The 13,055-nt window shown below is 64.3% G+C and carries 10 protein-coding genes; 8 read left to right on the plus strand and 2 right to left on the minus strand.

Translation table 11 applies throughout. The features are described from left to right. The first annotated feature begins 242 nt into the window (after positions 1 to 242). From B0G74_RS25715 to B0G74_RS25730, 4 genes are all read left to right on the plus strand, one after another. Positions 243 to 1,247 carry a sugar ABC transporter substrate-binding protein gene (locus tag B0G74_RS25715; RefSeq protein WP_106301095.1) on the plus strand — a complete coding sequence of 335 codons (1,005 nt, stop codon included), beginning with the start codon at positions 243 to 245 and terminating at the stop codon, positions 1,245 to 1,247. Positions 1,248 to 1,337: 90 nt separating this feature from the next. Further along, positions 1,338 to 2,324, plus strand: coding sequence for an ABC transporter permease (locus tag B0G74_RS25720; protein ID WP_132377664.1), 987 nt, complete (start codon positions 1,338 to 1,340; stop codon positions 2,322 to 2,324). A gap of 75 nt (positions 2,325 to 2,399) precedes the next feature. Next, positions 2,400 to 3,197 (plus strand): ATP-binding cassette domain-containing protein, encoded by a 798-nt coding sequence (locus B0G74_RS25725; protein ID WP_132377665.1) that lies wholly within the window; start codon positions 2,400 to 2,402, stop codon positions 3,195 to 3,197. A 30-nt stretch (positions 3,198 to 3,227) separates the two neighbouring features. Then, positions 3,228 to 4,454: an ROK family transcriptional regulator gene (locus B0G74_RS25730; RefSeq protein ID WP_132377666.1), complete on the plus strand. Its 1,227-nt coding sequence runs from the start codon at positions 3,228 to 3,230 to the stop codon at positions 4,452 to 4,454. Positions 4,455 to 4,499: 45 nt separating this feature from the next. On the opposite strand, the gene B0G74_RS25735 is transcribed toward B0G74_RS25730, so the two are convergent. Beyond that, the gene (locus tag B0G74_RS25735; protein WP_132377667.1) at positions 4,500 to 7,580 is read right to left on the minus strand and encodes a transglycosylase domain-containing protein; all 3,081 of its coding nucleotides are present in this window, start codon (positions 7,578 to 7,580) and stop codon (positions 4,500 to 4,502) included. A 195-nt stretch (positions 7,581 to 7,775) separates the two neighbouring features. Beyond that, the gene (locus B0G74_RS25740) at positions 7,776 to 8,759 is read right to left on the minus strand and encodes a LysR family transcriptional regulator (protein WP_132377668.1); all 984 of its coding nucleotides are present in this window, start codon (positions 8,757 to 8,759) and stop codon (positions 7,776 to 7,778) included. Positions 8,760 to 8,967: 208 nt separating this feature from the next. Between B0G74_RS25740 and B0G74_RS25745 the strand changes: the two genes are divergently transcribed. The 4 genes from B0G74_RS25745 to B0G74_RS25760 all read left to right on the plus strand — a co-directional run bounded on the left by B0G74_RS25745 (position 8,968) and on the right by B0G74_RS25760 (position 13,017). Continuing rightward, a complete protein-coding gene (locus B0G74_RS25745; RefSeq protein ID WP_132377669.1) occupies positions 8,968 to 9,900 on the plus strand; it encodes a dihydrodipicolinate synthase family protein in 933 nt (310 codons plus the stop codon). Positions 9,901 to 10,252: 352 nt separating this feature from the next. Next, complete coding sequence (locus tag B0G74_RS25750) at positions 10,253 to 10,822, plus strand: sigma-70 family RNA polymerase sigma factor (protein ID WP_132377670.1); 570 nt, start codon at positions 10,253 to 10,255, stop codon at positions 10,820 to 10,822. Continuing rightward, positions 10,822 to 11,604, plus strand: coding sequence for an anti-sigma factor (locus tag B0G74_RS25755; RefSeq protein WP_132377671.1), 783 nt, complete (start codon positions 10,822 to 10,824; stop codon positions 11,602 to 11,604). The genes B0G74_RS25750 and B0G74_RS25755 overlap by 1 nt, the downstream gene beginning before the upstream one ends. Positions 11,605 to 11,736: 132 nt before the next feature. Beyond that, the gene (locus tag B0G74_RS25760; RefSeq protein ID WP_132377672.1) at positions 11,737 to 13,017 is read left to right on the plus strand and encodes an FAD-binding oxidoreductase; all 1,281 of its coding nucleotides are present in this window, start codon (positions 11,737 to 11,739) and stop codon (positions 13,015 to 13,017) included. Positions 13,018 to 13,055: the final 38 nt, after the last annotated feature.

The raw sequence follows: 13,055 nt of genomic DNA on the forward strand, positions 1-13,055 counted from the left end.
GCCTTCCGACGAGTTTCTGCACGTCATCTTCCATTCCGATCATTTCCTTGACGCGCGTCGACGCGCCTGCTGTACTAAATCAACCAAAGTGATTTAGGCGGCGCGAATCAACCCGAGTCCAGGTCGTTTCGAACCACCTTCATCCTGCATCAGGCCATAAACCAGGTTGTCAGCGCGCAGCGTTCGCGCAGGCAGCCGCCAGCAGTCCACAACGTCGTTGCCAAAAACCGGAGGAGCGTCCCATGAATCTGAATTCCCGCAGGCTTCCTGTCGCCAGGAAAATCGTGTCGATGTGCGTCGCGGCATCGGCGGTATGGTGTGCGAGCGCGAGCCAGGCGGCTGACCAGCCTGTCGTCGGCCTCATCACCAAGACCGACACCAACCCGTTCTTCGTGAAGATGAAACAGGGCGCCGAAGCGGCCGCCTCGAAAGACGGCGCGAAGCTGATCACCGCCGCCGGCAAGTTCGACGGCGATAACGCGAGCCAGGTCACCGCCATCGAAAACATGATGACGGCCGGCGCGAAAGCGATTCTGATCACGCCGAGCGACACCAAGGCGATCGTGCCGAGCATCAAGAAAGCGCGCGCCGCCGGCGTGATGGTGGTCGCGCTCGACACGCCGACCGATCCGCAAGACGCCACCGACGCCCTCTTCGCCACCGACAACTTCAAGGCCGGCGTGCTGATCGGCAAATACGCGAAAGCCGCGCTGAACGGCAAGCCCGCGAAGATCGCCACGCTCGATCTCGCGCCCGGCGTCTCGGTGGGCGTGCTGCGTCATAACGGCTTCCTGGAAGGCTTCGGCGTGAAGGAAGGCGATCCCTCGGTGGTCTGCAGCCAGGACACGCGCGGCGATCAGGCCAAGGGCCAGACGGCGATGGAAAACTGCCTGCAGAAGTCGCCCGACATCAATGTGGTCTACACGATCAACGAACCGGCGGCGGCGGGCGCGTACCGCGCGCTCAAGGCGGCGGGCAAGGATAAGAGCGTGATGATCGTCTCGATCGACGGCGGCTGTGAAGGCGTGCGCAACGTCAAGGCCGGCGCCATCGCCGCGACCTCGCAGCAATATCCGCTGAAGATGGCCTCGCTCGGCGTGACGGCCGGTGTCGAGTATGCGAAGACCGGCAAGAAGGTCTCCGGCTATCAGGACACCGGCGTGACGCTGATCACCGACAAGGCGATGTCCGGCATCGACAGCAAGGACACCAAGTTCGGCCTCGACAACTGCTGGGGCAACAAGTAACGCGCACTGAACAGCGGCCCGCTTCGCCGGGCCGCCATCGGATTTGCCGCGTGGCCAGCCCGCCACGCTCATGTATCGAGGTCATCCATCATGTCGACTCCTTCCGCGCCCGCCGGCCACTCGCGTTCGTTCGCCGAGCGCATGCCATCGCTTGCCGAAGTCGGGCCACTCATCGCACTGGTACTGGCTTGCGGCTTCTTCATTTCGCAGAGCGACCGCTTCCTGTCGTTCCAGAACCTCTCGCTGATCCTGCAGCAAACCATGGTGGTCGCGGTCATCGCCATCGGCCAGACGCTGATCGTGCTGACCGGCGGCATCGATCTGTCGTGCGGCATGGTGATGGCGTTCGGCTCGATCATCATGACCAAATTCGCGGTCACGCTCGGCGTGCCACCGGCGCTCGCGATTCTCTGCGGGGTTGGCGCGAGCACGCTGTTCGGCGCGCTCAACGGCGTACTGATCACGCGTATCAAACTGCCGGCCTTCATCGTTACGTTGGGTACATTGAATATCGCGTTCGCGCTCACGCAGATCTATTCGAACGCCGAGAGCGTGTCGAACCTGCCGGACGCGATCATGTTCTTCGGCAACACGTTCAAGCTCGGCCCCGCGGATGTCACGTACGGCACCGTGCTCACCTTGCTGATGTATCTCGCCACATGGTTCGTGTTGCGTGACACCGTGCCGGGCCGGCATCTGTACGCGCTCGGCAACAATCCCGAGGCCGCGCGCCTGATGGGCTTGTCGTCGCAGAAGATCCTGCTGACCGTGTATTCGCTGGCCGGCGCGATCTACGGCATCGCTGCGCTGTTGTCCGTGTCACGGACCGGCGTGGGCGATCCGCAGGCGGGGCAAACCGAGAATCTCGACAGTATCACCGCGGTCGTGCTCGGCGGCACGAGTCTGTTCGGCGGACGCGGCTCGATTGTCGGCACGTTGCTCGGCGCGTTGATCGTCGGCGTGTTCCGCAATGGTTTGACTCTGATCGGCGTCTCTTCGGTCTACCAGGTGTTGATCACCGGCATGCTGGTGATTCTCGCGGTGGCCGCGGACAAACTTTCCCATCGTCGCGGTTAAAAACGCAATCGCACTTCGTGCATGGGGCCGGAGTAAGCGCTGAAGCGCCAACTCCGGCCAACAGAGGAGCCCGTCATGTCGACACCAATTTCCGCTTCTGCCGCGATGCCCGTTCTGCAGGCGCGCGGACTCATCAAACGCTATGGCAACGTGACCGCGCTCGACGGTTGCGATTTCGAAGTGATGCCCGGCGAAATCATGGCCGTGATCGGCGATAACGGCGCGGGAAAATCGTCGTTGATCAAGGCCCTTTCCGGCGCCACGGTGCCGGACGAAGGCGAGATTCTGCTCGACGGCAAGCCCGTCAAATTCCGCAGCCCGCTGGATGCCCGCGCGCAAGGCATCGAGACGGTGTATCAGGAACTCGCGGTGGCGCCGGCCATGAGCATCGCCGAAAACCTGTTCCTCGCCCGCGAACTGCTGAAACCCGGCTGGCGCGGCTCGATCTTCAAGATGATCGACAAGCGCCGCATGCTGGACGAAGCGACCGCGCATATGAAGGACCTGCAGATCGGCATCCGCTCGATGCGCCAGGCCGTCGAAACGCTCTCGGGCGGCCAGCGTCAGGGCGTGGCCGTGGCGCGCAGCGCGGCGTTCGCGCGGCACGTGGTGATTCTCGACGAACCGACCGCCGCGCTCGGCGTGAAGGAAGGCAATATGGTGCTGGAGTTGATCCGGCGCGTGCGCGATCGCGGCTTGCCGGTGATCCTGATCAGCCACAACATGCCGCACGTGTTCGAGATCGCGGACCGCATCCATATCCAGCGGCTTGGCCGGCGCGCGGCGCTGGTGAACAGGAAAGACATACATATGTCGGAAGCCGTGGCGATCATGACGGGCGCAAAGGAAGCGGACGTCAAGGCGATTGCATGATGCGTGCATCCTGCTGAGCGGGCTCTCACCATGGAAACCACCGGCACCCGCTCGCCCCTCAAACGCACGGTCGGCTCGAATCAGGTCGGCATGCGGCAGTTCAACGAGCGCATCGTGTTGCAGGCGATCCGCTTGCATGGGCCGCTGCCGAAAGCCGACGTGGGCCGTCTCACGCGTCTTTCGATGCAGACGGTGTCGATGATCGTCGAGCGTCTCATCGAGGACGGCCTGCTCGAAAAGCAGGCTCGCGTGCGCGGCAGGATTGGCCAGCCATCCGTGCCGATCGCGTTGCGCGCGCAAGGCGCGTACACCATCGGCGTCAAGGTGGGACGTCGCAGTCTCGACGTGCTCGCGATGGATTTCGCCGGCCACGTGGTGCACCGCGATGTCTTCGACTACGCCTACCCCGATCCGCGCACGCTGTTTCCCGCGCTCGAAAGCAAGCTGGCGCGCGTGAATCAGACGCTCGGCGCGAAGGCCAGCCAGGTGGTCGGCGTGGGCGTCGCGGCGCCCTTGTGGCTCGGCGGCTGGCGCGACTTTCTCGGCGCGCCACCCGATGCGCTGGAAGCGTGGCACGAGATCGATCTGCGCTCGCGCATCGCCACCATGACGGGCCTGCCCGTGGAGTTCGCCAAAGACACCACGGCCGCCTGCGCCGCCGAACTCGTCATGGGCCAGGGCCGCGGCATCCACAACTTTCTGTATCTGTTCGTCGGCACGTTTATCGGCGGCGGTCTCGTCATCGACGGCCGTTTGCATAGCGGCCCGCACGACAACGCGGGCGCGGTCGGTTCCATTCCGCTGCGCGAAGGCGGCGCGCGCAAACCCGCGCGGCAGCTGTTGCACGCGGCCTCGGGTTTCGTGCTCGAAAAACTATTGACCGATGCCGGCGCGCCGGCCGCGGCCGCGCACGATCATCGCGCGTTGTCGCCGGAATTGTGGCGGCATACCGAGCAATGGCTCGATAGCGCGTGCCCCGCGATAGCCAACGCGCTAACCAATGCGGCGGCCCTGCTCGATCTCGACGCGATCGTGATCGACGGCGAACTCGACCGGCAACTAGTGCGGGAGATCATTCGACGCACCGAGCGCGTGCTCGACCGTTTCGAATGGGAAGGCATGGTGCGGCCGCAATTGCTGGAAGGCGCGATCGGCGCCGATGCGCGTGCGATGGGCGGCGCGATTCTGCCGCTCTACGCGCATTTCGCGCCGGTGCATGAACTCTTCCTGAAGCCGGCGGCGGAGACGGCTTACTAGGCGCTGCCGATGTGGCCATCGACACCGGCACGCTTCACTTCATGCTCATTGCTCGGCGACCTTCGTGATGGAAGCCGTTTTCGCAGGCGGATTGTCGAGCAACGGTTGCAACACGGGCGCCAGCGACTTCAGCAATTGCACCGACAGCGCGCTGGTGAACTCGTAATGCGCGGCATACGGTTCATGCACCCAGGCGGTCAAGGTGCCATAGAACCGGTCGCCCATCGCGAACACGAAGGTCGCGCTGCGGTTCACCTTGCGCGACTCGATCAGCCGCGCGCCTTTGGCGAACACATTGAAGCGCTGATCGCCGGTGCCGGTCTTGCCGTACACCTGGAGCGTCTGGCCGTCGGGGAACGTCATGCCTTGCGCGAGACGCCGCGCCGTACCGCCCGTCACCACATCGCGCAACAGCACTTTTACGACGCCGGCGATTTCCGGCGACAACTGCTGTTGCGGCGCCACCGCCGCGCGCTGGAAATGCGTTTCGTAAGGCGTGTCTTTCGCGAAGTCGAGTTGCGTGAGGCTTTCGGTCGGCACCTTGTTGCCGTTGTTGGCGATCACGCCGATCAGTTGCGCGAGCGCAGCCGGCCGGTCGCCCGACGCGCCGATTGCGGCCGCATACGAAGGCGTGAGCGTCGCGAACGGATAACCAAGCGCCTGCCATGACTTGCCGATGGCATCGTAGGCACGCAGTTCGACCATCCGTTTGATGCGGCGGTCCTGCGTCGCGTGATAGCGCGTCTTGAAGAGCCACGAATACGTCGACAGACGCACATCGCGGCTCGCGCTCTGGATCTGTTCGAGCGTAGCGTCGGGATGCGCGCGCAGATAGTTGAGCGTCCACAGTTCCAGCGGATGCACGCTCGAGATATAGCCGCGATCGTTCAGATTGAAGCGGTCGATCGCGTATTTGGCATACAGGTTAGCCAGGTCTTCGTCGTCCAGCACAGAGGCGGCGGGTGTGTTTTTCAGCGCGGCGCGCATCCTGGCATTGAACCACGCATTCGACTCGTCAGGCGCGACGCTGCGCAACACCGTCGCCACCTTCGGCGGCGATTTGCGCACGCCGAGCAGAAGCAGCGCCAAGGCCTGATCGGGTGCCTTGCCGTGATACTTCGTGTAGAAACGGTTCATGTACACGCGGCTTTCCTGATCCGCGAAACGCGTCAGATACATCTTGCGCATCTCTGGATCACCCAGCCATTGCGCCGACGGCCCGGTGGTCTGCACCATTTCGTAATGGACGATGTCGCGCATCAGCCGCACGAACACCAGATTCACCGAATGCTGGAACGCGCGGTGCACGGTCAGGATGCGGCCGTTGTCGTCGGATTCGAAATTGTTGAAGGTTTGCGCCCCGCCGCCCGTGTAGAACGTTTCACCGGGACTAGCCGAGTATTTGCGCTCCACGGCCGCGTCGAGCATGGCCTGCAGCGAACGGTCCGAAGTGTGCGCGAGATAGTTGAGCGCCCAGCGCGTGAGCTGGTCGTTCGGATCGTACTTGACGGCTTTCAGCTCCGCTGTGCTCAGCGGTGCATAACGCTTGTGCAGATCCGAGACGATCTGCAAATACGTCACCACAGTACGCAGTTTCGCCGTCGAACCGAGGTTCAGGCGTGCGCCGGAGTTGATGTCGAACGGCTGGTTGACGCTGTCGGTTTGCACCCGCACGAGGTTGGCGCCGTCGCGCCGCTCGAACAGCGTGAAGCTATAGGCGATTCTCGACGGATCGTCCGACGCGCGCAGCATTTCGAAGCCGACCAGACCCGCCGCTTTCGCGCCATCGCGCGTGGCGGCGGCGGCAAGCCGCTCGCTCACGGCCTGCTGAACGGCGTTGTTGAGCGTGCCCTTCGCCTGCAGATCGAGGCGGTCGAGTTCGTAAAAACTCGGAATGCCGAGCGCGGCCAGTAGATGCGAACGCATGGACGTCACCGCCTTGCGCGACACGAAGGAATCCGTGCTGGCCGTTTTGACGGGCGCGCGGTGCAGATCGACTACCGCGGACAGCGCGGCGTCGCGCAACGGAATCGAAACGATGCCGCCGTTCGCCAGCAGCCGCAGATAACTGTCGGTCAGCCGTTCGAGTTCCTTGTAGCCGTGATGCAGGAAATACGACGGCGCGCGTTGCGCGATCATCAACGAGAGCACCTGCCGGAACGCCACGCCCTGCTCCGGCAGATTCTGTTCGGTCGACGGCGCTGCCAGGATGCGGTTGACATCGTTGAAATCGCGGCCATACCAGGCGGCGAGACCGTCGCCGATCCCGTTGATTTCGCCGATGCCCGGCTGCGCGGCCAACGGCACCGAGTTGAGATAGCGGACGACGATCTGCCGGCGCGCCGGCATGGTTTGCGGGCCGTTCAGATAGGCGCGCACCGAAGCCGATGCAATTTGCCGCAATTTCTCCGGCGGCGTCGCCGTGCGGCCGCCCGCGGAGTGGCGGAATTTTTCGATCTGCGTGGCAAGCGTGCTGCCGCCGGGCTGCGACTGATGGTGATTGAACACGCGCACGCCCTGGTCGGCCAATGCACGGCTGAAGCGCCCCCAGTCGATTGCCGGATTGCGGTTCGGCTGGTTCGGATCGAGCAGATAGCGGTCTTCGATAAACAGCAGCGAATTCACGACCAGCGGCGGAATCGCGTCGAAGTCGTCGTACACGCGGCCGGGAAACTGCGCGGCGAAGAGCGGCGCGCCGGTGCCGTCGAAGAGTTGCAAGCCCGCCCGATCTTTTTCTTCGTACGGCAGAAAGAGGCCGTTATCCGCCAGCGATAGCATCCGGTCGGAATCGCGCGCCTGGGCGGTGATTTCAAATCCGCGTTGCAGCAAGCGCTGCTGGATCGACGGCAGCAGCGCGTAGCCCAGTCGGCTATCGTATGGGCCGTTGTCGGCTTGGGGAAAACGGATGGAATGACTGGCACCGTCGGCGACGGAAAAGCCCACGTCGCGAGTCAATTCGGAGAGATAGTGCGCCTGCAATCGCGAGGTTTCGATCTCGTTCTGGCAAAAGCGTACCGCCAATGCCAGCGCAAGCAAGAATGCCGCCACCAGCGCCCATTTGAACCACTTGCGCACAGACGTCGTGCCCGTCGCGCGAAACGGTAATCGAACCAGCGGCCGATTCATGGTGCTCTCCCCGAGCGGACGCCGGTTTCTTCTGGCCCGGCGCACCTTCAAGGCAGTGTAGCGCGGAACGCGAACCCAGGATCGGTTCGGATTTACCCGAGAGTGTCGCGGCTACAACACCTCTTCGCAAGACATGGCGCGGCGCCAATTGCCATGAGATATTCAACGTCTTTCGCGTGATGAAAAACCGCCGCTTCAGGCGGTTTTTTGCTTTCGAGCCGCATGTGCTGGCAAGCGGGCTTGCGCCTGCTCCGCCGGCTGCGTACGCAGCAATTCGATGAACTGTTCCGCCGGTGGCGACAGCACCCCGCCCTTGCGCGTCACGACGCCGAAAGTTTGCGAGGGCGACTTGAGCTTCACCGGCACGAGACGCAGCATCTTTTGCCTGACGAACAGCGCGGCGATCGCCGTCGGTAATAACGAAACCAGGTTGTGACTGCTTTGCAGGAGCGCGACCGTCACGAACGTCGAGGCCGTCGAAACCGGGTTATCCGGCATCTCCAGACCGGCCAGATCCATCTCACGCTCGAGCAGCGCGTGCAACGGCATATGCGACGGATACATCACCCAGCGGTGTCCGGCCAGATCGCGCAGTTTCACCTCTTTCTTCGGCAACGGCGGATGGCCGTAGCCCACCACCACCGAGAGCGGCTCGTCGCCTAGCGGACGATAGTGATATTTCGACGGATCGGCCGCTACCGCAGCGCGGCCGATCACCAGATCGAGCCGGCCGTCGTCGAGTTGCTGGAGCATTCGCGCGCTCGTGTCTTCCACCACTTCGACGGAAAGATTCGGCTGGCCCGCATGCAGTTGATTCAGTGCCGGCACGACGCACTCCGGAATCGCCCCCATGATCGCGCCGATCGCGAGACGCCCGCCGCGCCCGGAACGTATCTCGGCGACGTCCTGGCAGAGCGCGGTGAGATCGGTCGCCACGAGGCGCGCGTAGCGGATCACGCAGTGGCCGAGCTGGTTCGGGATCATGCCGCTTTTGGAGCGCTCGAAGAGCGGCGCTTCGAGCATCGACTCCAGTTCCTGCAAGGCCTTGCTGGCGGCCGACTGTGTCATTGACATCGCACCGGCGGCTTTGTGCAGCGACTTCAGGTCGTCGAGCGCGATCAGCAATTGCAGTTGTTTCATGCGCAGTTTCGACAGCAGGACGTTGAGGGTGTCTTTCATGGCAGCGTATCGGGGCTAAAGCGGGGGGCTAAAGCGCGGGCTGAAGCGGAGGTGAGTCGCAAAAGCGATCACAAGATGGAAACAATTCAATATACCCGCCGTGTTCAGCGCCGTATAGTCGACTGCGTTGCATGGGATCCGAGTCAGCGCCAAAGCGCAAACTCGGGTCGACACGGAGACATTCCAAACTACGAAAACACCTATCATCATGACCCAGTCATCCCATCCTGCTGCATTGCGCGGCGTGTTCCCCGTCGCGCCGACCATCTTCGACGACGCCGGCCGTCTCGACCTCGAAGGCCAGAAACGCTGCATCGACTTCATGATCGACGCGGGCTCGAACGGGCTGTGCATTCTGGCGAACTTCTCCGAACAGTTCGCGCTATCCGACGACGAGCGCAATACGCTGATGCACGTGGTGCTCGACCACGTCGCGGGCCGCGTGCCGGTGATCGTCACGACCACGCATTTCAGTTCGTACCAGTGCGCCGAGCGCAGCCGCAGTGCGCAGGCCGCGGGCGCCGCAATGGTCATGGTCATGCCGCCATACCACGGCGCGACGATCCGCATCGGCGAACGCGGCATCTACGAGTTCTACCGCACTGTGTCCGACGCGATCGGCATTCCGATCATGATTCAGGATGCGCCGGTCAGCGGCACGCCGTTGTCCGCGCCGTTTCTCGCCCGCATGGCGCGCGAGATCGACAACGTGTCGTACTTCAAGATCGAAGTGCCGCAGGCGGCGAACAAGCTGCGCGAGCTCATCGAATTGGGCGGCGATGCGATCGTCGGTCCGTGGGACGGCGAAGAGGCGATCACGCTGATGGCCGATCTGGATGCGGGCGCAACCGGTTCGATGACGGGCGGCGGCTACGCCGACGGCATCCGTCTGATCATCGACGCCTATGCGTCCGGCGACACCGAGGCGGCCGCCGCGCACTATCAGCAGTGGCTGCCGCTGATCAATTACGAAAACCGCCAGGGCGGTCTCGCATCGTGCAAGGCGCTGATGAAGGAAGGCGGTGTGATCCGTTCGGACGCGGTGCGCCATCCGTTGCCGCAAATGCACCCGGCCACGCGTGAAGGTCTGTTGAAGGTTGCGCGGAGGCTCGATCCGCTGGTGCTGCGCTGGGGCCGTTAAACGCCCATTCCGGTCCAGGGCGGTTGCCGATCGGTCGACAACCGTCCCGGACCTCATCAGGAATGAGCCGTGCCCCCCCGTACTTCGTCATACCGCCCGCAACGCGTTAACCGCCCTTGCATCGCGTGGCTCCGTTGCCGGTCTTTCACTTTCAGCAGACCAGCGCAACGGCCCCGCCCTCGCTGCACACCACCCCGTGTCCCGGACCATCCGGCAAGCACACCCAACGCCGGACTCTGCTCCACATACGTTGACATCTCATCAACGGATGCACGTCGAAGAAAAAAACCCGCATATAAGGCAGTGGAGAAATTGAGTACCATAGGCGCGCAAGCTCACCCTATCTCCTTCCATGACCGCCCATCCTCGAGAACTGACGCCGGACACGCTTGCCGAGCTGCTCGAACGTGTCGCCAAGGAAGACGCCGCGGCATTGCGCGAGCTCTACGATCTCGCCGCCCCGAAACTGTTCGGCCTCGCCCTCCGTATATTGAACAAGCATGAGTGGGCCGAAGAGGTCTTGCAGGACAGCTTCGTCAATATCTGGCGCTTTGCCGGCGACTATCGCCGCGCGCTGTCCGCCCCGATGACGTGGATGTCGGCGATCGTCCGCAACCGTGCTCTCGATCACCTGCGGCGGGTCAACACCCAGGAAACGGAATGGAGCGATGCGTTGGACGATCTCGTGGCAACCGGCGATCCAGATCCCGAAGCGCTGACCGCGGTCAGCCTGCAGGCGCGTCTGCTCGCCGGTTGCATGCAACAGCTGGAACCGGCGCAGCGCCAGGCGGTGGCCCTCGCGTACCTACGCGATCAAAGCCATAGCGAGATCGCCGACGTGCTGGCAGTGCCGCTCGGCACCATCAAGTCATGGATCCGGCGCGGCCTCGCCAAGCTGAAGACCTGTCTGGGAGGCGAGTGATGAATCTCCATCGCTATCCTCAGCTGGTCGACCTGCTGGCCGCCGAATATGTGCTCGGCACGCTGCGCGGCGGCGCACGGCGCCGCTTCGAACGCTACGCGGACCACGACACGACGATCCGCCGTGCCGTCGACGAATGGCAGCGGCGCATCTCGCCGCTGGCCGAACTCGCCGAGCCGCGCATGCCACCGTCCGCCGTATGGGACGCCATCGAACGGCGTCTCGGCCTCGCGGCCACGCGCGAGGCCGCACGTCCCCGCACCGTGGTGGCAACACCGGCGCGGCCGTCGCGCAGCGTGTTCGAGAACCTGGCGTTCTGGCGCGGCTGGGCACTCGGCGTCACGGGCCTCGCCGCGGTTGCCGTGGTGGTCGCCGCGCGCTCGCTGTTGCCGTCCACCACGGCGCCTGTCACCGCGCCGACCGTGGCTCAGCAACCCGAAACGGCGGTATCGCATGTCGCCGTGCTGAACAACAAGGACGCGCATCCGGTCATGCTGGTCGCGTGGGACGAAGCCCATTCGACCATGACGGTGCATCCGCTCGGCAAGGTCGAGCTGCCCGCGGGCCGGGCGATGGAACTGTGGGGCATTCCGGCGAGCGGCCATCCGGTCTCGCTCGGCATGCTGCCGGACAGCGCGAACGGCAAGGTTACGGCCGGCCAGCAGAAGCCGGAGAATTATGCGGCGCTGGCCGTGTCGATCGAAGCGCCGGGCGGCTCGCCGGATCACAACGCGCCGAGCGGTCCGGTGGTGTTCACCGGCAAGCTGTTGCCGGTGTCGTAGGCGTTTCATGATCAGCCGGAGAAGGTCGGCATTCGCTCGAGGCGAGTGCCGGTCTCTGTTTCATCCGCCCTTCGACTCGGCAATCGCGCGACGGCTGGACGTGAGCGCGCGATTGCCGCTAACCTAGCCCTTATGCAAAGCTTTTACGAAGCCACTGTCACCCGTTCGTCCGCCTATGCGCCGTTGGCTGGCCGGCGAAACGCCAATGTCTGCGTCATCGGCGGGGGCCTGGCGGGCTTGTCCACGGCGTTGGGACTCGCCGAGCGGGGCGTCGCCGATGTCGCCGTGCTCGAAGCCCGGCAAGTGGGTTTCGGCGCATCCGGGCGCAATGGCGGGTTTGTGTTCGGCGGCTACAGCCTCGATTGCGCCGATCTGCTCAAGACCCTCGGAGCCGTGCACGCCCGCGAACTCTATACGCTGACTACCGACGCCGTCGATCTGATGAGAAAGCGCATCGCGCGCTATCACATCGACTGCGACGCGACCGACGCCGGCGTGATCCTCGCCAACTGGTTCGACGAACCGGCGCGGCTCGAGTCGCAGCGGCGCCTGATGCGCGATTCGTTCGGCGTCGAGTGGGAACCGGTGGCAGCGGAGCAGCTCGCTGCGCAACTGAAAACGCGCCGTTATCACGGTGGTCTGTTCGAGCGCAACGCGTTCCACTTTCATCCGTTGAAGTACGTCCTCGGCGTGGCTAACGCCGCTGCGCATGCCGGCGTGCAGATCCACGAGGACTCGCCGGTCGTGCGTCTGCAGCGCGACGGCGCCGGCTTCGTGGTGCACACGCAGCACGGCGCGCTCGACGCGCAACACGTCGTGATGGCGGGCGGCGGCTACGCGCGCCGTGTCTACCCGCTGGTCGAACGCGCGGTGCTGCCGATCGCCACCTACGTGATGGCGACCGAACCGCTCGGGTCACGTCTGCAAGACGCAATCGATACACGCGCCGCCGTCTACGACACCCGCTTCGCCTTCGACTACTACCGGCCGCTGCCCGACACGCGCATTCTGTGGGGTGGCCGCATCTCGGTGCGCGACCGCGCGCCCGAGGTGATCGCGCGCCTGTTGCGGCGCGATCTGCTGAAGGTCTATCCGCAGTTGCATGACGTGGGTATCGAGTACGCGTGGGGTGGCCTGATGAGCTACGCGCGGCACAAGATGCCGCAGATCGGCCGCAGCGCGGATGGCGTCTGGTACGCGGTCGGCTTCGGGGGACACGGCATGGCGCCGACCACCGTGTCCGGCGAACTGCTGGCGGCGGCGATTGCCGGTGAGCGTCCGGTGCCCGAGGCATTTGCGTCGTTCGGCCTGACACCCGCTTACGGCGCGCTCGGCCTCGCGGCCGCACAACTGACCTACACCGCCATGCAGACACGCGACGCGCTCGCCGCACGCCGGCGGCCTGCCGTTTGACGTCGACCAATACGTTGCCGCTCATGCCCGAGACCCGC

It is taken from the genome of Paraburkholderia sp. BL9I2N2 (assembly GCF_004339745.1).
Classification (GTDB): Bacteria; Pseudomonadota; Gammaproteobacteria; order Burkholderiales; family Burkholderiaceae; genus Paraburkholderia.

Bases quoted from the DNA above. Each gene is read 5' to 3' on its own strand.
- B0G74_RS25715 (WP_106301095.1), top strand. From the start codon at position 243: ATGAATCTGAATTCCCGCAGGCTTCCTGTCGCCAGGAAAATCGTGTCG.
- B0G74_RS25720 (WP_132377664.1), top strand. From the start codon at position 1,338: ATGTCGACTCCTTCCGCGCCCGCCGGCCACTCGCGTTCGTTCGCCGAG.
- B0G74_RS25725 (WP_132377665.1), top strand. From the start codon at position 2,400: ATGTCGACACCAATTTCCGCTTCTGCCGCGATGCCCGTTCTGCAGGCG.
- B0G74_RS25730 (WP_132377666.1), top strand. From the start codon at position 3,228: ATGGAAACCACCGGCACCCGCTCGCCCCTCAAACGCACGGTCGGCTCG.
- B0G74_RS25735 (WP_132377667.1), bottom strand. From the start codon at position 7,580: ATGAATCGGCCGCTGGTTCGATTACCGTTTCGCGCGACGGGCACGACG.
- B0G74_RS25740 (WP_132377668.1), bottom strand. From the start codon at position 8,759: ATGAAAGACACCCTCAACGTCCTGCTGTCGAAACTGCGCATGAAACAA.
- B0G74_RS25745 (WP_132377669.1), top strand. From the start codon at position 8,968: ATGACCCAGTCATCCCATCCTGCTGCATTGCGCGGCGTGTTCCCCGTC.
- B0G74_RS25750 (WP_132377670.1), top strand. From the start codon at position 10,253: ATGACCGCCCATCCTCGAGAACTGACGCCGGACACGCTTGCCGAGCTG.
- B0G74_RS25755 (WP_132377671.1), top strand. From the start codon at position 10,822: ATGAATCTCCATCGCTATCCTCAGCTGGTCGACCTGCTGGCCGCCGAA.
- B0G74_RS25760 (WP_132377672.1), top strand. From the start codon at position 11,737: ATGCAAAGCTTTTACGAAGCCACTGTCACCCGTTCGTCCGCCTATGCG.